A 21,611-nucleotide genomic window follows, 5' to 3' on the forward strand; every position below is an offset into this window, starting at 1 on the left:
ATGAACATAGCTAAGCTTAATACAGAACAGCAAAATCTAAAAACAATGAATATCGACCAGATGTCAACAGAAGATATCATCACCGTAATCAACCAGGAGGACACACTCGTTCCGAATGTAATCGCAAGGCAGGTTCCGATGATTTCAGAGGTTGTCGATGAGATTGTCACCGCCTTCAAACAGGATGGCCGGCTGATTTATATCGGCGCTGGCACTTCCGGACGTCTCGGAATCATCGATGCTTCCGAATGCCCTCCGACTTTCGGAACTGACCCGGGCCTTGTTGTTGGAATCATCGCCGGTGGAAAAGAAGCGATGACCGAAGCGATTGAAGGTGTCGAGGATGACAAGCAGCAGGGCCAAACAGATTTGGAAAACATCTCTCTTGCCGCGAAGGACATCGTTGTCGGTATTGCAGCCAGCGGCCGGACACCCTACACGATCGGTGCTCTGGAATACGCTAAAAAAATTGGTGCCCAAACCGTTTCTGTCGTTTGCAGCAAGGATTCCGAAATGGAGAAAATCTCGGATTACACGATTTCAGCTGTCGTCGGCCCTGAAGTCATCACCGGTTCAACGAGGATGAAAGCAGGTACAGCACAAAAGCTCGTACTGAATATGCTATCCACCGCTTCGATGATCAAAATGGGCAAGGTCTACGGCAATCTTATGGTCGATGTCCAGATGACGAACGAAAAACTCCATAATCGCGCAGTCAATATTGTAAAAATGGCCACTGGAGCATCCGATGAGGAAGCAAGAGCAGCTATCAAGGAACAGAACTATCATACAAAAGCAGCAATCCTGCAGATTATCACCGGCCTTAAGGGAACTGAAGCTAAAAGCCTATTAGAGAATCATGACGGTTACCTTCGCGATGCAATCAGCTCTCATTACAAATAATCGGCGCAATAATATGCGCGTCTCAACCTGTCCGGACCAGTCAGTAAGTAATAGGCAGATAGGCATCTGGTATAGACAACCATCTGCTACAACTAGTATAATGAGTTTGACAGAGGGTATAAGGTAAAGTAATGAGAAGCCTAAACAGGACTAAATTTCCAGGTGATAATAATGAAGGAATTAATGCTCGTTAACGCTAAGGTACTAACAGAAAATGGATTGATTGAAAATGGATTCATTTATATAAAGAACGGAAAGATTGCAGAAACGGGACCAGCTGCCACCATGCCTGCTCTGGACCGAGATACTGAAATTATCGAGCTTTCTGAAAGCAGCACGGTGGTACCTGGATTCATTGATGTCCATATCCACGGAGCTGGAGGCGCCGATACGATGGACGCCACCACGGAGGCTATAAATATTATGGCAACTGTTCTGCCCGCGGAAGGGACAACCAGTTTCCTGGCAACAACAATCACACAGGATAAAGACGCCATTATCAAAGCGTTAGAGAACGCCGCAGATTACATCGGCCATCATAACCATCCTGGCAAAGCCGAAGTAATCGGCATCCATCTAGAAGGCCCTTTTATCAATGAAGACCGTAAAGGCGCACAGCCTGCTGACCATATCATCGCTCCGGATATTGATTTGTTCGCGAAAATGCAGGAAGCTTCCGGTAATAATATCCGGCTTGTGACCCTGGCGCCGGAAAAAGAAAATGGCTATAAATTCATCACTTATTTAGCCGAAAACGACGTCATTGCTTCTGTCGGCCATTCAGATGCTACTTATGCTCAAATGGCTGATGCAGTAAAAGCTGGCGCCACACATGTCACCCATTTGTTCAACGGGATGCGCGGAATGCATCACCGTGATCCTGGTGTTGCTGGCGCGGCATTGCTTTTTAACGAGCTAAAAATTGAAATAATTGCGGACGGAATCCACGTTGTTCCCGAGATGATCGATTTATCTGTAAGAGCAAAGGGCACGGACGGGGTCATTTTAATCACGGACTCAATGCGGGCGAAATGTCTTAAAAGCGGAACTTATGACCTCGGCGGACAGGCAGTAAGCGTTGCCGACGGGAAGGCGTTTTTAGCCGATGGTACGCTTGCCGGCAGCATTTTAAAAATGAAAGATTCATTGAAAAACATGATGGAATTCTCAGGAATCAGACTTGAAGAAGCAGTAAAGCTTGCCAGTGAAAATCCCGCTAAACAGCTAAAGATTTTCAACCGAAAAGGCAGCATTGCGGAAGGCAAGGATGCCGACCTCGTTGTCCTCGATGAAAACTTTGACGTATCAATGGCGTTCTGTCGAGGAGCGAGCAGCTTCAAGCGTGATTCCCAGGCAAAAGTCTAAAAGAGGTGATGACGTTGAAATTGATTGAAACAAACAGCTATGAGGAGCTTAGCCAGCAAGCAGCATGGAAAATCATCTCGCTGATCAAGGATAATCCAAAGCTGAACCTCGGGCTGGCTACCGGAAGCACACCTACTGGCGTTTATAAAAAGCTAATCGAAGACCATCAAGAGAATAAGACAACTTACAAAGAAATAAATACATTCAACCTGGATGAGTATATCGGAATACCAAAAAAAGATCCTAATAGCTACCACTACTTTATGTGTGAAAATTTGTTCGACCACATCGACATTCCATTGGAACAGACACATATACCGGATGGCACAGCGAAGGATCTTGAGGAAGAAAGCAAGCGCTATGAATCATTCATCCAGGAGCACGGTGGCATCGACCTGCAGATTCTCGGAATCGGACAAAATGGGCATATTGGTTTTAACGAACCAGGAACATCCTTTTACAGCAGGACGCACATCATCAATCTTGCTGAAAGCACACGCAAGGCAAACTCAAGATTTTTCGAATCGCTTGAGGACGTTCCTTCCCAGGCAATCACGATGGGGATTGCCTCGATCATGGAAAGCAAGGAAATCCTTTTGCTTGTTTCTGGGACTTCAAAGGCAGAAGCGCTTGCACGTTTAATAAATGGAGATGTTAACGAACAGTTCCCCGCCTCCATCTTAAAAAACCATCAAAACGTTACCATTTTTGCGGATAAAGATGCAATCGCATTACTGTAATACTCCCTTCTGAAAAATTGTTAGCAGTCAGGAGAATAGCCAATGATTGATAAAAATTCACCAATTCCTATATATCACCAGCTCGAAGAATTTATAAAAGCGCAAATAGACAACGGCGAGCTTCAGGCAGATGAGACGATTCCCTCAGAACGTGTTTATGCAGATATGTTCCAGATCAGCCGGATGACAATCAGACAAGCACTGACAAATCTCGTGAATGACGGCTATCTGTACCGCCAAAAAGGGAAAGGTACATTTGTAAATAAAAAGAAAGTCGAACAACGATTGCAGGGACTGACTAGCTTTACCGAGGATATGCGGGAGCGCGGATTCACTCCTGGCAGCAGGCTGGTGTCCTTTGAAATCATCCCCGCCGGGCGGGAAATTGCTGACCGCCTCAAACTTAGCGAAAATACGCCTGTGTATGAAATCAAACGCGTCAGGCTTGCTGATAATGTGCCGATGGCTCTGGAAACGACATATCTCCCGGCCAATTTGGTCAAAGGATTGACTGAGGAAATCATCAACCAGTCCCTTTACCAGTATATTGAGGAAAAATTATCACTTGCCATCCATGAAGCGACTCAAGAAATCGAAGCTTCGATTGCCAAGGACCAGGAGCTGCGCCTTCTAGAAATAGACAAGGGGTCCCCCGTCCTGTTGATTCTTAGATCGTCTAATTTGAAGGATGGCACTCCTTTCGAATTCGTAAAGTCCGCCTATCGTGCTGACCGTTATAAATTTGTCCATACTATGCAGCGTTCTTGATTGTTTAGAGATTCAACCAGTGAGGTTGGATCTCTTTTTAATTGTCGAAAACGGAGTGGCATTTAGCTTATTTCCACGGAAATAATCGAAAGCCTATGTCGAAACTCAATTGCACCCGCATTGGGAAGATGAAAACTTTGTCTCAATACGCTAGAATGGGGTAAAAGATTAACATAAAGGAGCAGTATCAGGTATGCTTAAAAATTTTAAGATTGATGATCATGCAAAGAGTCAGATGATTGATGAAATAAAGCGTTATTTCCTGGAAGAGCGAAGTGAGGAGCTCGGGGACCTTGCCGCTTTGCTGACGCTGGAATTTGTTGCCGATAAACTGGCACCACATTTTTATAATTGTGGTGTGCAGGATGCGCATGAATTTATATCGGAGCGGATTGAGGATATTTTCGAGCTCAATAAATAGTACTTGGACATTAAATATGATTCTTTTAGGGTATAGAGCTATGTCCTTTTTCGGTCTTTGTTCATATATATACTTTGTAAGGAAATCTTTTATCGGAAGGTGTGATGAATGATGAAGATCATGCTCGATGCTGGGCATGGCTATAACACCCCGGGTAAGCGAAGTCCTGATGGAATGAGAGAATATGAATTTACCAGGGCTGTGGCCAATCACGCAAAGCAGCTGCTGGCAAACTATAAAAATGTAACAGTCTATTTTTCTCATTCTGATCAGGAAGATGTTCCATTGCAATCAAGGACGAACAAGGCAAACAGCCTGAACGTGGATATATTTGTTTCCATACATGCCAATGCATTCGGGAGCGGAGGCTGGAATAATGTAGGCGGAATTGAGACTTACGTATATCCATCAAGACCTCCAGTGGCATATCAGCTTGCCCAAAAGATCCAACGCAATCTAGTCGTAGCTACAGGCTTGGATAATCGCGGTGTGAAAACAGCCGATTTCCATGTCCTCCGGGAAACAAAGATGGATGCCGTGCTCGCGGAATGCGGATTTATGACCAACTCGAATGAAATCCAATTGCTTCGTTCGGAAACGTATCGTAAGACCGTAGCAGAAGCAATTGTCAAAGCATTAGCCGATCAATTTAAGCTGCAGCGAAAAGAGAATGCGGCACCTGCCCCTTCTAAAGCTCCATCAGCTGCCCCATCTTCAAAGAAAGCTAGAATTTACAAGGTCCAGGCTGGGGCATTCGAAAATGAGCAAAATGCTGAAGAGCTTGCAGAGCGTTTAAGAAAGGCTGGCTTTGATGCCTATATTGATTCTGAATAAAGGAAAGGCCGACACATCATACCGTGCCGGCCATTCCTTTTGGTCTATTTCTTCGATTCCCTTAAAATAGTATTTTGGATAATCAGGTTTGCCACCGACATGATGATTGCCGTCAGCAATGCCATCCCAAATCCAGCAATCTCGAACGAGCTGCCCATCAGGCTGTCAGTCAGCATCAGCGTAATCCCATTGATGACGAACAGGAATAATCCAAGGCTGAGGACCGTGACCGGAAGTGTCAGCAAGATTAATATCGGCTTAACTAAAACATTCAGGATTGAAAGGACAAAGCTTGCCCCCAGAGCGGCCCCGAACCCCGATAAGTAAATCTCTTTCTCAAAATAACCGGCAAGTGCCATAAAAAGAATGGCATTTATAACAATACCGAGCAGCCATCTCATGGTTAATAGCCTTCCTTGTTTGAAAGAACGAATACAAGCACTAAATAGATGGCAGCCATCGGAAAGAAGGCTGTGCTGAATAATAAAATCACAAATATGATTCTCAGGAGAGCTGCATTTATCCCGAAGGATTCTGCCATTCCCCCGATTACTCCTGCCAACATTCTATTCGTCCGTGAACGGGTTAATTTCATCTTTTACACCTTCCTATTTTTGTAGATCGGCTCCTTCTATTTTCTTCACCGCGATGGAGCCTGTTTTTGTATCTGCATATAGTCTTACAGCATGAAGGCCTCCTTCTGCTGGCTTGAAGCGGAGCGTCTTCTGGACCATATCGCTTTTCTCCTCAACTACCTGAATTCCATCTAGCTCAATGCTGAAGCCGCCAAGATTCGATTTCAGTTCACCGCTTGCTGGCGTCTTCTCTGGGAGGAAAACATCGATGCTCCCGGTAGTCGCTTTTACCTCGACAGTTTCACAATCATTATTATTCACGGTGCAAGTAAGATTTCCGTTGAACGACTGCAAATCGACCTGCTTGAAGTAGCCGTCAGCCTTGATTGCTCCATGAATCGTTTCAGCTTCAAGGTCCCTTACTGCACTTCTGTGAATGCCAATGTGGCCGCTTACTGTTTCTGCTTCCAGTTTGCCGCACTCAAGACCTTCCATCAGGACCTTCCCATTTGCTGTTTTAGCACGGCAATCCTTCACATTTAAGTTTTCACTCTGGATTGAACCATTAAACAGGCGGATTCGCACATTTTCATATTCTTCTTTCGGAATATGGACAACAGCATCGACCTTCATCCACTTTTGCTGGACTGAAAAACGGAGCCTTTGGCCTTCTATCTCAAAAATTGCATCCTCTAAAAATTTTCTGCGAGCCTCATCCTGGTTCTCAACCCTGTATACTTTAGCACTGCACTCAATACGGACATCCTTCTGATCCCATGGAATCACTTCGACAGAACCATTTGCCATATCAATATCCACCTGGTTCAAAAAAGCATCCCCCTGCTGGAAAATGTGAGTGATGTCGACGGATTGCCCAAAGTTCAAATCAAGATCAAGATCTTTGATTTTCTTGAATGCCGTATCAACAAAATCGAGAACCTTGTCTTTCATTGAGTTGAATGTGTAAGTATAGTAGTCTTCCTTTTTAGCCTCTTCAAATTTCACAGCTGTGGACAGGGCCGTCGTTTTTTGGTCTGTCTTTGTATTTCCCAGCTCAAGCTGTTCAATCAGGAATAAAGCTTCATCCACCGTCATTTTTCCTTCTTCAACAAGCTTTAAAATCCGTTTCCGTTCTTCCTTCATGTTTCTTCCTCCTCACATTAAATCTTTATATTAAGCACTTTTATACCTTTAACCAAATTCCAAATCAGCACAATGAAACCCACTACAGCCATCAAGATGCCGCTAATGATCACCAGTACAGGGAATTCCCCTGTGCCCATTGTGATTTCATAATAGACTGATAACAGTATCAGTGGCAGCGGAATCAGCGGGATAAGGTGAGACAGTAAAGCCGATTTTGCATGCTGCTTCACTTCCAGGTCCTCCGAGGCAAAGTATGCCACTAAGGGGAACAGGATTCCTGCGAACAAAATACTAAAATAGCAAAACGCAGACAGTACTCGCTTCATATCCATCCTTTTCATCTCCTTAGCAATTAATACGCAGCGGAGCCCAAGAAGTTTCATGTCTTTATGAAATAAGTTCGACAAATTATATGCAAACCCTCGCGAAAATCAAGCAATCTTATCGAAGATTGTGTGAACAATTCAATAGAAATTTTCCACTATTCACTGATTTCAATTGTCAACACAGCCTCCTAAAAAAAAGCCCTTCCCCTGACGGGAAGAGCTTTATCAACTATATTAAGCGTTGCTCGTACTCTTTTCTTTTTTCTCGATTTGATCTTTCATCCGCAGTCGGTCGCGTTCGAGGACTGGCTTCAGGTACTTGCCTGTATACGATTCAGGAACTTCTGCGATCTGTTCTGGTGTTCCAGTTGACAGGATTGTTCCGCCACGGTCTCCGCCTTCCGGACCGAGATCGACGATATAATCGGCAGCCTTGATGACGTCAAGGTTGTGTTCGATCACAAGCACCGTGTCGCCATTTTCCACGAGACGCTGAAGCACGACTAACAGGCGGGAAATGTCATCGACATGAAGACCTGTCGTCGGTTCGTCCAGGATATAGAGCGAGCGTCCGGTTGAGCGGCGGTGCAGTTCGGAAGCAAGCTTGACGCGCTGCGCTTCCCCTCCGGATAAGGTGGTTGCCGGCTGGCCGAGCGTGATGTAGCCTAGGCCTACATCATATATGGTCTGCAGTTTGCGCGCGATTTTAGGAATATTCGCGAAAAATTCCACCGCAGCCTCAACCGTCATATCGAGGATATCTGAAATATTTTTACCTTTATACTTCACTTCAAGCGTTTCCCGGTTGTAACGCTTGCCATGGCAGACTTCGCATGGCACGTAAACATCCGGCAGGAAGTGCATCTCGATCTTGATGATTCCGTCGCCGCGGCAGGCTTCGCAGCGTCCGCCTTTAACATTGAAGCTGAAGCGTCCCTTTTTATAGCCCCGTACCTTCGCTTCATTCGTCGATGCAAACACATCGCGGATATCATCAAAAACGCCTGTATACGTTGCCGGGTTCGACCTTGGTGTACGGCCGATTGGCGACTGGTCGATATCGATGACCTTGTCGAGGTGCTCGACACCTTTGATTTCCCTAAACTCGCCTGGCTTGCTCTTTGCACGGTGAAGCTTCATCGCGAGCGATTTATGAAGGATTTCATTGATCAGCGTACTTTTACCAGAACCTGATACACCCGTGACAGCCATAAACGTTCCAAGCGGGAATTTCACATTGACATTCTTAAGGTTGTTTTCCTTCGCTCCTTTGATTTCGATATAGCGGCCGTCTGGTTTGCGGCGCTCGATTGGCAGCGGGATGAACCTTTTCCCGGAAAGATACTGGCCAGTCAATGAGTTCGGGTCATCCATAACCTCTGCAGGAGTCCCCTGCGAGATGATTTCCCCGCCATGGACACCTGCTCCAGGACCTATATCAATCAGGTGATCTGCCGCGAGCATCGTATCTTCGTCATGCTCGACGACAATCAGCGTATTGCCAATGTCTCGCATGTTTTTCAGCGTATCGATCAGCCTGTCATTGTCGCGCTGATGCAAGCCGATCGATGGCTCGTCGAGAATGTAAAGGACACCAGTCAGACGCGAGCCAATCTGTGTCGCAAGCCTGATTCGCTGCGCTTCACCACCTGAAAGGGTTCCAGCTGCACGGCTAAGTGTCAGATAGTCCAACCCGACATTGATCAAGAAGCCTAGACGCTCCGTGATTTCACGGAAAATCATGTTGGCAATTTTCATTTCTTTTTCAGAAAGCTCCAGGCTCTGGAAAAATTGGTGTGCTTCCTCGACAGACAATGCAGTGACTTCACCAATATGGCGGCCATCTACAAGGACAGCAAGTGTTTCACGCTTCAGTCTATAGCCTTTACATGTCGGGCAGGCGTGCTCACCCATATATTTTTCCATTTGTTCACGGATAAAGTCAGAACCTGTTTCCTTATAACGGCGCTCGATGTTTTTGAGGACCCCCTCAAAAACAATATAGTTTTCACGGATTTGTCCCCAGTCGTTTTCATACCGGAAATAAATACGGTCTTTGTCCGAACCGTAGAGGATTTTATCCATCTCATGGTCTGGCAGGTCTTTAGCCGGAACATCCATATCGATTCCATAGTGGTTGCAGACTGCCTCAAGCAGCTGCGGGTAATATTGTGAACTCGTCGGTTCCCAAGGCGCAATAGCATGCTGTTTTAGCGAGAGCTCCTTGTTCGGAACGACGAGATCAACGTCGACTTCAAGCTTCGCACCAAGTCCGTCACATTCCGGGCAAGCCCCGAATGGACTGTTGAATGAGAACATGCGTGGTTCCAGCTCGCCGATCGAGAAACCGCAAATCGGGCAGGCGTGATTTTCGCTGAACACTAATTCTTCTTCGCCAATTACGTCAATCAGGACATTGCCTTCGCCAAGCTTAAGAGCGGCTTCCAAAGAGTCCGCCAGACGGGCAGCAACGCCTTCCTTTATGACAATCCTGTCGATGACGACTTCAATTGAATGCTTCTTGTTTTTTTCCAGTTCAATGTCATCACCAAGATCATACATTTCTCCGTCGACACGGACGCGGACGTAGCCTTGCTTTTTCACATCTTCAAGGACTTTGACATGTGTACCCTTTCTGCCGGAAACAAGCGGTGCAAGGATTTGCAGCTTTGATCTTTCCGGATATTCAAGCACACGGTCGACCATTTGCTCGATTGTCTGGGATGAAATTTCGATGTTATGCACCGGGCAGACTGGACGTCCTACCCTCGCAAACAATAATCGCAAATAATCATAGATTTCCGTAACCGTTCCTACCGTTGAACGCGGATTTCGGCTTGTTGTTTTCTGGTCGATCGAGATTGCCGGGGATAATCCCTCGATTGAATCGACATCCGGCTTGTCCATCTGGCCGAGGAATTGGCGCGCATATGCCGATAAAGACTCTACATAGCGGCGCTGCCCTTCAGCATAAATAGTATCAAAAGCAAGCGACGACTTCCCTGAACCGGAAAGCCCTGTCAGCACGACAAGCTTATCTCTCGGAATGGTGACATCTATATTTTTTAAGTTATGGGCCCTGGCGCCTTTAACTATCAGTTTATCCATAGCCATGTTTTATCGTCATCCTTCCGCTTTTAACTCAAGAATGAGGTCACGCAGCTCGGCAGCCCGTTCGAAGTTGAGTGCCTTCGCCGCTTCCTTCATTTCCTTTTCCATATTTAAAATCACTTGTTCGCGATCTTTCTTGGTAAGCTTCTTCAAGCCTTCTGCCGGGTTGTATGCTTCCTGGTCCTCAGCAGCAATTGTTGCACGGATCACATCGCGGATTTCCTTCTGGATCGTCATTGGTGTGATGCCATGCTTCGCGTTATGCTCTTCCTGGATGGCACGGCGGCGCTTCGTTTCGCCGATTGCCAGTTCCATCGAGTTCGTCATCTTGTCTGCATACATGATGACATGCCCGCGTTCATTCCTGGCGGCACGGCCCATTGTCTGGATGAGTGATCTTTCAGAACGGAGGAAGCCTTCCTTATCAGCATCAAGGATTGCTACCAGTGAAACCTCTGGAATATCAAGTCCTTCCCTTAAAAGGTTGATCCCCACAAGGACATCATATTTGCCAAGCCGGAGCTCTCGGATAATCTCAATCCGTTCAAGCGTCTTGACCTCAGAATGGAGGTACTGGACCTTGATGCCGATTTCCTTCAGGTAATCGGTAAGGTCCTCAGACATTTTTTTCGTTAAAGTCGTAATCAGGACACGTTCGTTTCGTTTCGCGCGGTCCTGGATTTCACCGATCAGGTCATCGATTTGGCCTTCGATCGGCCTTACATCGATTGTCGGATCAAGCAATCCTGTTGGACGAATGATCTGCTGGACCATTTCAGGTGTGTGCTCCAGTTCATAAGGACCAGGAGTTGCCGAAACAAATACAGCCTGGCTGACATGCTCTTCAAACTCCGCAAACGTGAGCGGGCGGTTATCCATAGCCGATGGCAGTCGGAAGCCGTGGTCGACAAGAACCTGTTTACGCGCCTGGTCACCATTAAACATTCCCCTTATTTGCGGCAATGTAACATGCGACTCATCCACAACAATCAAAAAGTCTTTCGGGAAGTAATCGAGCAGCGTATATGGCGTTGCTCCCGCCGGCCTTAAAGTCAGGTGGCGCGAGTAGTTTTCGATGCCCGAGCAGAAGCCCATTTCACGCATCATTTCAAGGTCATACCTCGTCCTCTGCTCAAGCCTCTGGGCTTCAAGCAGTTTTTCCTCTGCACGAAGCACCTCAAGGCGTTCTTCCAGTTCCTTTTCAATGTTTTCAATCGCAATCCTCAGCTTTTCCTCACGGGTTACGAAGTGGGATGCCGGGAAAATCGCTACATGATCGCGTTCACCGATAATCTCACCGGTCAGCGCATCCACCTCGCGGATTCGTTCAATCTCATCTCCGAAAAATTCGATCCGCATACAGTGCTCATCCCGTGAGACTGGGAAGATTTCGACCACATCACCGCGGACACGGAAAGTCCCCCGCTTGAAGTCTATGTCATTCCGTTCATATTGGACATCGACGAGCCTGTGCAATAGCTTATTCCGTTCAATTTCCATCCCCGTTCTCAGCGATACGACCATGTCACGGTATTCTTCCGGATTACCGAGGCCATAGATGCACGAGACACTGGCAATGATGATGACATCTTTGCGTTCGAACAACGAAGACGTAGCGGAGTGGCGCAGCTTATCGATCTCATCATTGATGCTGGCGTCCTTTTCAATGAATGTATCAGTCTGTGGTACATAAGCTTCCGGCTGATAATAATCGTAGTAGCTGACAAAGTACTCTACAGCATTGTTCGGGAAAAATTCCTTGAACTCGCTGTAAAGCTGGCCAGCCAGCGTTTTGTTATGGGCAATGATCAGCGTCGGCTTGTTGATCTCCTTGATTACATTGGAGATCGTGAACGTTTTCCCTGTACCTGTTGCCCCAAGGAGTGTCTGGTGCTTCTTGTTTTCGCGAATGCCTTTAACCAGCTCTTCAATCGCCGCAGGCTGGTCTCCCTGCGGGGAATATTTCGAGACTAATTCAAATTGATCCTTCACAGAAAAGCCTCCTGTAATTTTAGTTTCTTCTAGGCTCTTTTCGTAAACTTTGTTGCGATCACAAGCAAAAGTAAAAACCGGCTTCTGGATTTTTGCAATTCATAAAGTATTCTTGGTTCGGCAACCATCTCGAAAAAAGCTTACCTCTATATAAGTCATACATTGTTGTCAAAAAGTCATATCCTCATTCTACCACAAAGCAGGTAAAACAAACCAACAAAAAGCGAACAAACATTCTAATTGTTATATTTCGTATTGCGGAAAATGCTGAAGGAACTCAGATTTTAGTTAATCAAACGTTTGATTGAAGATGGCTGCTTCCTTTTCGATGCTAAAAAGCCCGTCGAACAATATTCGACAGGCTTACTTATTTAAAAAAATTGTTACTGTTGCTTCCTGTTCCTCTTCATCATCTGGTTCGCAAAATAAAAACCGAGCGTCAATGAAAAAGCATCAATGACAATCAACAGGAATGAATCCGTGTACCCTTTATAAACAGAAGCTGCAATCAAGGCAACCGTCAACACAAGCGCAAGTATATGATTATAGGCAACCCTGGTAAAAAACAACACCATGAATCCGGGCAGTAAAAGTGCGGATAAATATTTCAGCACCAAAAAACACCTCATTTTAACAAAATGACAAAAAATTATAAAATCTCTTATCTAAGAATATATCTGTTTTAACTGCGTGTTACAAGAAACTAATCCATGCAGAAAAGCATGCAGACGGGATTTAAACCTCAGCATGCTTAGAACCTTTTATATACTTACATCATTTAAGACTTTAGTAGCCCAATCACTTGCCTCCGCATACAACCTAAAAAGTTCCTCTTTCGGCATAGAAGTTGGATTGAACATGAGCTCCTGGTTTTCGAGGAATGCATGCTCAACATCCTTTAAAAATTGAAGCATCGCGTATTCATCATTCTTTTCACCTGACAACGCATCCTTCAGTTCATTGCTCAATGGTAGGTCTTCAAGCAAGGTGTCCATTGGGTGATGCAGTAAGGAATCCATTAGGGAAAACATCCCCAATAAGAAATATTTTGAAGCCAACACTTCCCTGCCAACCTTTTTGCCAATTAATTCTCCAAGCTTACCTCGTTTGAGAGACAGTTCGATGATTTCCCTTTCCTTTGAACCGCCATCAGTCCATTTTTCTACTCCTCTTATCGCCAAAACGTAAATCCATTTCTTGATTTCATTGAGACCAAGTAGAATAATAGCTTGCTTGATGGAAGAAACCTCATTCCGTGGACGAAACACAGGATTATTAATCAGTCTCAGCAGTTTATAAGATAGCGATATATCCTTTTCTATCACATCTTTGATTTTTTCAAGATCGGGCTCTGGACTCTCGATTTCTTTTAAAATTTGAAAATAAGAATGGTAATAGGACGGTATATCATAACTATTCAAAATGACAGGTTTGCTAAAATAAAAACCCTGGAAGTAAACAAAACCATCTTCTTTGGCCTGCAAATATTCTTCTATTGTTTCCACTTTTTCGGCAAGGAATTGAATATTGCGGTCTTTTATAAAGCGGATCATTTCCTGTCTGTCTGAACGGCTGGTCGACCTAAAATCAATCTTGATAATATCAATATAATTCAATAATTGAATTGTAAGGTCATTCCACTGGGAAACAAAGAAATCATCAAGAGCAATGGTATATCCATGTGTCTTAAGTTCTTTACAAATATTAAGAATTTCCTCATTCAATTCAACTGTCTCAAGGATTTCCACCACAATGGATAATGGATTAAAGTAAGAAGGCACGCCAAGCTTCAATAGTTTTTCGGTAAAATTAATAAAACACGGCTTACCATTCGATAACTCCTTGATACCTATATTCAAAAAACTATTAACAATCACATCTGTTGTGGCTTGATCTCCATTTGTGTGCTGATAATTATTCACCGTACTGCTTCTGTAAAGCAGTTCATAGGCAACGGCCTTATCATTTATATCAAAAATTGGCTGGCGGGCAACATAAATATCCATCTTGATTCCCCCTGAAAACATAACAAAAAACAAAATTGAAAAAATAAAACAATAGTATTGTAGGAAAAATATACTATTAATTGTCAAGTATTTCAAGAGCACAATGAAATTTACCAATATTTATGAAAATATGTCATGGGTAATGTTTTTCAGTGAGTCGTTTGATTTTTTTGCGGATTGAATCACTTGTTCTCCCAAGCATACCAGAAATCTCTGAGAGAGATTTTCCGCAGCAGTGCCATTCAAGCAGCAGCTTTTCCTCCTGCTTCGTCCAGACTTTATAATTCGTGACTTGCTTCGTAATCTTTCGCTCTCCAGCCACCCAATCGGGTTCAGGAGGAAGCGAATTGGGCTCTAGTTTTGAAAAGTCTATTTTATAACGGTTTTTGTCCGCCCAAATCCAAAAATCCTCTATATTGATGAATGTGAATTTCTTTTTATTCCTGGTAACTCGCTGATGGGAATCGAGGTCATGGTTCAGGATCCACTGCATGACAGTGTTTCTGTCGATGTTAAGGTTTTTTGCCAACTCACCGGCTGTAAGCATACCTGTGTAGGACTTCGTGTGGGAAAGGCCCATTCTCGTAATCTTCACTTCTAGGGCCACAATGCTGCGGTTCAACTTTTTTGCGATAGTAGAAAGGGGAAATGCTCCAACTTGGTCTTTTATCAGTTGTATGTCTTCAGCTGCGTATTTCATCTTAGATACAACCCATCCTTCAATCTAAAATTACTTATACTTTGATTTTTCCTTGGCTAATTAAAACACATTTTAGCGCACTAAAGAATACCCATAACTGTATTTCATGTAATTTTACATTCATTTTCCAATAGTGCTATCCATATTAACATTCATCAAGAAATAATAAAAGCAGCTACCCTGTGGTTAGCTGCTTTATTTTTTATTCTAATTTAAAATTTCCAGTTAGTTCCCTTAATTTTGCTGACATGGTAGATAAACCTTCCACAGATTGAGCCATATCTGCAATAAGGTTATCTTGTCTATTTGTAATAGAAACCGTCTGTTGTGTACTAACTGCTGCTTGTTCTGCAATTTTTGCTGTCTCAACGGCTGAAGCAGTAATTTCTTCAGCTGAAGCCGACATTTCTTCTGAAGTAGCGGTCACTTCTTCGATTTGGCTTGCGACCCCTTTGATTGATGACTGGATAGAATTAAATACTTTTCCTGCTTCAGAAACAACATCCATCCCTTGTTTTACATCTTTAAGCACTACATCCATGGCAGTTGCTGTATTTTTTGTGTCCCCATTTATGCGCTCAATAATGGCTTGGATGTTTTCTGTCGACTTTGCAGATAGCTCAGCAAGCTTTCTGACTTCCTCAGCAACTACTGCAAAACCTTTTCCTGATTCACCTGCACGTGCCGCTTCAATTGCTGCATTCAAAGCCAGCAAATTGGTTTGGGAAGAAATGCCGCTTATAATTTCAACGATCTGTGAAATTTCATCCGAGTGCCCTTTCAATGTCAGAATCAATGATGAAGAGCGATTAACAGAATTACTGATCGTCTGCATTTGACTGATTACCTGTTCCAGCTTCTGATGTCCATTGCTGACTTCATTTAGTGTACGTACTGCCAATTCAGAGGCTGTTGAAGATGAATCTGCAATATGGTTTACACCTTGAGACATCTCTTCTATCACTCGTACACTTTCGTTCAGGCTTTGATGCTGTGAAAACGAATTTCCTGAGATTTCTTCCATGGTAACCGCAATTTCCCTGCTAGCTGATTTTGTTTCATTTGCCTTGGTTAGCAGTAAAGATGAAGTTTCATTCAACTCCAGACTATAGTTATTAATCGTTTGGATAATCCCCCTTAAATCCTGGAGCATCTTGTTGAAGGATAGAGTTAATTGGCCAATTTCATCCTGTCGTTTAGATTCGACACTGACGGTTAGATTCCCGCTGCCGATGGCTGCCGTATTTTTGGATAAAAGCTGGATGGGCTTTGTAATTGAAAGTGTTACTGCTACAGTAATAATAATGCTAATGACTAAAATACTCGCAATAATTAGGAGCATCTTCAGCGTGTTTGCTTCTATCCCTTTGTAGACCTTTGTAACATCAAAGTCAGAGCCGACAATACCTATAATCTCACCAGATTCTGTTTTAATTGGTACATAGGCAGAAACTAATCCGCCATATTCCTCTGTATTGGTCATTTCCATCTCTGTCTTCCCTGTTTCAAAAGCCCGGACGATGGCAGGATAATCATCCATCCCTTTCTCTTCATCACCGAGCTGGGAGGCATCATCTGAATTTAATGGCATTCCATCTACAATATAGTAGTATTTGTAGCCCTCGCCTGATTTTTCTCTTTTCATTGTGTATATATATGTAAGGCCATTCGATTCCCTTATTTCATTTAACTGGGTGCGCAGCTCTTTGTAATACTCCGTTTCCCCTGATTCAAGAATTTCTTTATATTCTTGTATTTTAATAAGATCGGCAGCTCGCTGAGATATTCCGGCTGCTTGTTCGCTGACCGTTTCTTCAACCAGATTTTCTGACGATTTAATAGATAAATAGCCAATAAATAAACCAGAAATCAAGATTAACCCCGAAAAAATAAGCAACATTTTGATTTTGATGCTTTTACCCATGCAGTTTATTCTCCTTATGCAGCATATATTTTATAGGAACAAAGACCTATTACTCTTATTTTACTTTATTTGGTTATATTGTAAAATACTTCTCGGGGTAAATTATTTTAAAATAGAAAAGAACAGACCAATGGGCCTGTTCTCATTTCACCTTATTTTAGAAAAGCATTATAATAACGTGTCATCGCAACCGCAAAGTCTCCGCGCGTATTTTTAACGCCTGGGCTGAATGCAGCCGTTACCTTTGGTTTTAGATCGTAAGGTCCCTGGGTCACTGCGAATTTCGCGTTAAGGATGTTCAAGTCAAGCGCTAATTGGACATAGCCTTTTAAGTGTGCTGGTACGTCAGCTGCATCCCCGATGGCAATTCTTTCATCGTTATACTGAACTGTAAGCTGACCTTCAAATTCTTCTGCTTCTTTTTGCAAGCCTAAAGCCTGGACTAAAGAGTAAGCAAGTTCCGCGCGTGTCACACCGTCTTTAGGAGCAAATTTGCCGGCTGCTTTCGGTAAAATAACCCCCTTCTGAATTTGCTGCTGGTCGCGGAAAGCTGCTCCCTTGGCGGCTGTTGCTTCAACGAATGGGAGATCGGCACTCGCGACATCGGTAAAGCTTGAAGTCTGTGGCAATGACTGCTTAATTTCCGCTCCCATTACCAAATATTTTGCCAGTTCAGCTCTTGTTAAAAGGGCATCAGGTTTGAAAGCTCCATTTGAATAGCCGTCAAACAAGCGTTCACTTACGCCCATTTTAATCGCATCAGCCGCTGGATGTCCTGTGAGATCATTCAAGCCTGAGAAGCCGCTGACTTTGGTGAAGGCCAACTCACCTTTCACCGTTTCAGGCAGTGCCACTCCAAGCGGATTTGCATCTGTACCGCGAAGCCCGCGGATTTCTGCCTTCCAGGTTCCTGGTGCCGGAGAAGTGACAGATACGGTACGGTCATAGGAAAGCGGGAACAATAAGCTTACACCCGAGCTGTACTCGCTGCCATCCGGAGCGATTAATACCAGATTGATAGGATTGCCCGTTTGTTCCATTACCCCTGCGCCAGCGACTTTTCCAACAAGGCTGGACATCCCTTCTTCAACTGTGAATTCATATTGATTTGTTGAGAGGAAGGTTAAAGGGTTATAGTCTATTGAAAAATCCTTGCGTTCTGTTGAAGACTTAACATTGCTGTAGAATGTCTGTGTTGCGTTTACAGTTTTACCATAAGAAGTGTCGTTGAATGATTGATCGATTGCGGCATAAGCGTTTACGTAGCCAAAACCGACTTCCCAAGTTTCATAGCCTGGCATATTCGTAGCGGTCTGTTCGAGAATCTGCTTCACTTCTGCAGGTGACAGCAACGGGTTCGCCTCAAACATCAGTGCGACAATTCCAGCCACATGCGGAGTGGCCATCGATGTTCCGCTCATAGTCGTGTAGTATGGCAGATACGCAGGTTCGATCGTTGTTGCATCCTGGTCGGCTGCGAGGCTGGAAACTGGAGCAATAACTCGGGTTGAAACGATATCAACCCCCGGAGCAGTGACGGTCGGTTCATCCTTCCAGGTCCATTCCTTGCCATCCATTGTAAAAGTTCCGCCTACACCCTTTGTTCCTCTCGAAGAGAAATCAGCAAGTGTGCCATCTTTTACTCCAGCAGCTACAGATATTACCCAAGGAGCTTTTGCGTAAGGGTTGTGGGTGTTTTCTCCAGGTCCTTCATTTCCTGCTGCGAAAAGAACGGTAATTCCGCGGTCGTATGCTTTCTTGCTGGCAATGTTGATCGGGTCATTCGGATCGAAGTCGCCCGATGAACCCCAGGAGTTTGTGATGACGCGGATATTGTATTGCGACTGGTGCGTGATCGCGTAGTCGAAACCGCCGATTCCATCGAGGACAAACAAGGCAGCGCCTGACCCGTAGCCGATCAAGTCAGCACCTGGTGCAGCACCTTCATACTTGCCGCCAGACATGGCGCCTGTTCCGCCAACAGTTCCAGCAACATGGGTGCCATGCCCGGAGTTCGTATCCGTGTTTGGAACGTTTTCCTGGTATGTGACAGGCAGCAAGCCTGGTGCAAGGGCATTCAGGTTTGTGGAGCCCAGAACGTTCTGGACAAGATTTTTACCTAACTCGTGATCCTTATGAGTACCATCGACGCCGCTATCGTTAACGACTACGCCGATTCCCTTGCCTGATACAGGCAGGCCGCCATTCGCCTGGCGGAAACTGTCGTCTGTTCTCGCTTTATCCACTCCAGTGATCGCTGTTGCATCAGCATTGAAGTAGGAAAGCTTTTTGTTCAGGTAAATGGACTGGACCTCAGGGTTAGCTGCCAGCTTTTCAATTTGGCTTTTTGTTGCGATCACTCCGGCAATCGGCAGTGATTTCATGCTGATTCCCGTTTCAATTCCAAGCGTTTTTAACAATGACAATTGCGCAGCGTTTGGTGCTCCATCACCTTTGAAAGTGACGATGACTTCGAGGGAGCTCGCAGTGTCCAGGGCCTTGCCGACCAGCGGATCAATAACCGCCGAGCCATTCGTGGCTGCGCCAGCCTTCCCCTGCTGGGCAATAAAGGATGGAAAAATAAGCAACAGGGCAACTAACAGATACATAAAACGTTTCATCGTATTCTCCTCTCACATTATAAAAATTTTGAATATTCCTAACTTGATTATCAAGAAAACATTAAATGAAAACTATTCTTCAAAGGTTGTAAAATTGGATTCCGGAATGACTATTATTGAATCGTACAAAAGTTATAGATGGAGTAGTGCTTAGGAGTGCGTGCAGATTTTTCCACAAAATGGGTGAACGAGAAATCCAGAAAGAAAATATCCCCTTAAAAAAACTCCCCTGCTCTCGCAAGGGAGATCAAATAAATTACTTTTTCATTTTAAAAGATGCATCCACAGCTTTATAGGCATTCACATACCCAGCGCCGACTTCCCAGACTGCGTAATCTGGCATTGCAGTCGCTGTGTTCTCCAGCACCGATTTTACTTGAGACGGCGACAGCAATGGATTCGCTTCGAGCATCAGGGCGATGATTCCGGCTACGTGCGGAGCGGCCATCGATGTTCCGCTCATCGTCGTGTAATACGGCAGATAAGCAGGTTCAATATATTCAACGTCGGCTGTTGCACCGAGCGCCACAAGCGGGCTGATGACTCTTGTGGAAATGATGTCGACACCAGGTGATGTTATAGTCGGCTGGTCTGCCCATTTCCATGACTGGCCATCGACCGTTACGGTTCCGCCTCTTCCCTCTTCACCGCGTGATGAAAAATCGGCTAGCTTGCCGGATTTATCACCGGCAGCAACTGTTACAACCCAAGGAGCTTTTTTATAGTTACCGGAAATCGTCTTCGCGTCAGGTCCTGAATTCCCTGCTGAGAATACGGTTACGATTCCGCGGTCATATAATCGTTTAGTTGCTATATTAATAGGATTGTATGGATCAAAGTCTGTTCCCGCGTCACTTGTGTCTCCCCATGAATTGGTGATCACGCGGATGTTATATTGCTGCTGGTGTGTCAACGCGTAATCAAAACCGCCAATCGTATCAAGCATCGCTACCGCTGCGCCAGACCCGTAGCCAATCAGGTTAGCGCCCGGGGCGACTCCTTCATATTTCCCGCCTGACATTGCGCCAGTGCCGCCAACGATTCCAGCAACATGAGTACCATGTCCTGAACTCGTATCTGTGTTTGGCACGTTTTCAACATACGTAATCGGCAGCAGGGCATCAATCGCATGCAGGTTTGTTGCACCGAGGACGTTTTGAACCAGATGACTGCCAAATTCCAAATCCTTATGTGTGCCGTCGACGCCGCTGTCATTGATGACGACGCCAATTCCTTTTCCGGTGACAGGCAATCCGCCATTCAGCTTCCGCATCGTTTCGTCTGTGCGGACCTGGTCAACTCCTGTAATATCTGTCGCTTCAGCATTTTCATAAGCAAGCTTCTTGTTTAAATAGATGGATAAAACTTGATCACTTTGCGCGAGCTTGTCAATTTGTGATCTTGTCGCTAAAATTCCGGCAATTGGCAGGCTGTTCAAGCTCACACCTTTAGTAATGCCGAGATTCTTCAGAAGGTTTAGCTGCTCAGGCAAAACTCCTTCCTCACTTTTAAAAGTAACGATCGCTTCAACCGGGCCAATCGCCGTTAAAAGTGATTTCGTCAACTCGGCGTCAACCACCGCTTTCACAGGCTCAATTGCCTTTGTCGTTGTTCCGGGAACAAGCGAAGCAAAGACCGTCGCGGCCATAAGGATAAATGATAAAAAGGCGGCTTTCAACTTCATTCAATTTTCAGCTCCTTAGCTATTTTTCTTAATATTCCCACAATATTTACATTAAAACCATTCTGCATTCGGTTTAAAAAATAATAACTACAGTACTAATCTTGGTTACTACTAAAGTAGTAACAAAAGAAAAACCGACAATGGAAAAGGGCTATGCTTTTCCTCTTAGAATTCCGCTTTGAGGGTGTTACTTTATTAATTGGAGTGGCTTTTCCATTAATCCACCTCTTTTTGTTTTACAAAAAAATGTAAAAAGTAGTGATTATCGTTGTTTTCGTAGTGATTATGGGGAATTTCGTAGTGATTATCTTCTTTTTCGTAGTGATTATCGCGATTTTCGTAGTGATTCTGATCCTTTTCGTAGTGATTTATTTTCCAGATTAAATCTTCATCAGACACGTCGTATACTGAGCAGCTTTTTTTCCTCAAATCTGCGAGTATAGTATCAAAAAAGGAGGAATTCACCTTAGAATATAAATTAATGAATCAATTTTG

19 protein-coding genes are annotated in these 21,611 nt (G+C 44.5%); 7 read left to right on the forward strand and 12 right to left on the reverse strand.

Features of this window, described 5'->3' with window-relative positions; translation table 11 throughout:
- The 6 genes from murQ (at position 1) to M3204_RS03810 (ending at position 5,031) form a co-directional block, all read left to right on the forward strand.
- A complete protein-coding gene (gene murQ, locus M3204_RS03785) occupies positions 1–903 on the forward strand; it encodes an N-acetylmuramic acid 6-phosphate etherase (protein ID WP_251478703.1) in 903 nt (300 codons plus the stop codon).
- Positions 904–1,074: 171 nt separating this feature from the next.
- Entirely contained in the window at positions 1,075–2,268 is a 1,194-nt protein-coding gene (nagA, locus tag M3204_RS03790) for an N-acetylglucosamine-6-phosphate deacetylase (protein WP_251478706.1), read from the forward strand.
- 14 nt (positions 2,269–2,282) lie between these two features.
- A complete protein-coding gene (nagB, locus tag M3204_RS03795) occupies positions 2,283–3,008 on the forward strand; it encodes a glucosamine-6-phosphate deaminase (RefSeq protein ID WP_251478708.1) in 726 nt (241 codons plus the stop codon).
- Between the two features lie 42 nt (positions 3,009–3,050).
- A complete protein-coding gene (locus tag M3204_RS03800) occupies positions 3,051–3,776 on the forward strand; it encodes a GntR family transcriptional regulator (protein ID WP_251478710.1) in 726 nt (241 codons plus the stop codon).
- Positions 3,777–3,969: 193 nt separating this feature from the next.
- Positions 3,970–4,197 carry a DUF2164 domain-containing protein gene (locus M3204_RS03805; protein ID WP_251478712.1) on the forward strand — a complete coding sequence of 76 codons (228 nt, stop codon included), beginning with the start codon at positions 3,970–3,972 and terminating at the stop codon, positions 4,195–4,197.
- Between the two features lie 108 nt (positions 4,198–4,305).
- Positions 4,306–5,031, forward strand: coding sequence for an N-acetylmuramoyl-L-alanine amidase (locus tag M3204_RS03810; protein WP_353056024.1), 726 nt, complete (start codon positions 4,306–4,308; stop codon positions 5,029–5,031).
- Between the two features lie 44 nt (positions 5,032–5,075).
- Here M3204_RS03810 and M3204_RS03815 read toward each other — a convergent pair whose 3' ends face one another.
- The 12 genes from M3204_RS03815 to M3204_RS03870 form a co-directional block, all read right to left on the reverse strand.
- On the reverse strand, positions 5,076–5,432 hold the full coding sequence (locus M3204_RS03815) for a phage holin family protein (RefSeq protein WP_251478714.1): 357 nt from the start codon (positions 5,430–5,432) through the stop codon (positions 5,076–5,078).
- 2 nt (positions 5,433–5,434) lie between these two features.
- Positions 5,435–5,626 carry a PspC domain-containing protein gene (locus tag M3204_RS03820; RefSeq protein ID WP_251478715.1) on the reverse strand — a complete coding sequence of 64 codons (192 nt, stop codon included), beginning with the start codon at positions 5,624–5,626 and terminating at the stop codon, positions 5,435–5,437.
- Between the two features lie 13 nt (positions 5,627–5,639).
- Positions 5,640–6,749, reverse strand: coding sequence for a DUF4097 family beta strand repeat-containing protein (locus M3204_RS03825; protein ID WP_251478716.1), 1,110 nt, complete (start codon positions 6,747–6,749; stop codon positions 5,640–5,642).
- 17 nt (positions 6,750–6,766) lie between these two features.
- The gene (locus M3204_RS03830) at positions 6,767–7,084 is read right to left on the reverse strand and encodes a DUF4870 domain-containing protein (RefSeq protein ID WP_251478717.1); all 318 of its coding nucleotides are present in this window, start codon (positions 7,082–7,084) and stop codon (positions 6,767–6,769) included.
- 228 nt (positions 7,085–7,312) lie between these two features.
- Positions 7,313–10,192, reverse strand: coding sequence for an excinuclease ABC subunit UvrA (gene uvrA, locus M3204_RS03835; protein WP_251478718.1), 2,880 nt, complete (start codon positions 10,190–10,192; stop codon positions 7,313–7,315).
- Between the two features lie 9 nt (positions 10,193–10,201).
- Positions 10,202–12,181 carry an excinuclease ABC subunit UvrB gene (gene uvrB, locus M3204_RS03840; protein ID WP_251478719.1) on the reverse strand — a complete coding sequence of 660 codons (1,980 nt, stop codon included), beginning with the start codon at positions 12,179–12,181 and terminating at the stop codon, positions 10,202–10,204.
- Between the two features lie 383 nt (positions 12,182–12,564).
- Positions 12,565–12,798, reverse strand: a complete 234-nt coding sequence (locus M3204_RS03845) for a CsbA family protein (protein ID WP_251478720.1) — start codon at positions 12,796–12,798, stop codon at positions 12,565–12,567.
- 144 nt (positions 12,799–12,942) lie between these two features.
- Complete coding sequence (locus M3204_RS03850) at positions 12,943–14,187, reverse strand: EAL and HDOD domain-containing protein (RefSeq protein WP_251478721.1); 1,245 nt, start codon at positions 14,185–14,187, stop codon at positions 12,943–12,945.
- A 133-nt stretch (positions 14,188–14,320) separates the two neighbouring features.
- The gene (locus tag M3204_RS03855) at positions 14,321–14,887 is read right to left on the reverse strand and encodes a DNA-binding protein (RefSeq protein ID WP_251478722.1); all 567 of its coding nucleotides are present in this window, start codon (positions 14,885–14,887) and stop codon (positions 14,321–14,323) included.
- 202 nt (positions 14,888–15,089) lie between these two features.
- Positions 15,090–16,811 (reverse strand): methyl-accepting chemotaxis protein, encoded by a 1,722-nt coding sequence (locus M3204_RS03860; RefSeq protein ID WP_251478723.1) that lies wholly within the window; start codon positions 16,809–16,811, stop codon positions 15,090–15,092.
- Between the two features lie 152 nt (positions 16,812–16,963).
- Positions 16,964–19,432, reverse strand: a complete 2,469-nt coding sequence (locus M3204_RS03865; protein ID WP_251478724.1) for a S8 family serine peptidase — start codon at positions 19,430–19,432, stop codon at positions 16,964–16,966.
- 256 nt (positions 19,433–19,688) lie between these two features.
- Positions 19,689–21,116, reverse strand: a complete 1,428-nt coding sequence (locus M3204_RS03870; protein WP_251478725.1) for a S8 family serine peptidase — start codon at positions 21,114–21,116, stop codon at positions 19,689–19,691.
- Between the two features lie 258 nt (positions 21,117–21,374).
- Here M3204_RS03870 and M3204_RS23635 point away from each other — a divergent pair, with 258 nt between their 5' ends.
- Positions 21,375–21,500: a hypothetical protein gene (locus M3204_RS23635; RefSeq protein ID WP_285856892.1), complete on the forward strand. Its 126-nt coding sequence runs from the start codon at positions 21,375–21,377 to the stop codon at positions 21,498–21,500.
- The last annotated feature ends 111 nt before the right edge of the window (positions 21,501–21,611 follow it).

This window comes from Mesobacillus subterraneus (genome assembly GCF_023715485.1).
Lineage (GTDB): Bacteria > Bacillota > Bacilli > Bacillales > Cytobacillaceae > Mesobacillus > Mesobacillus subterraneus_B.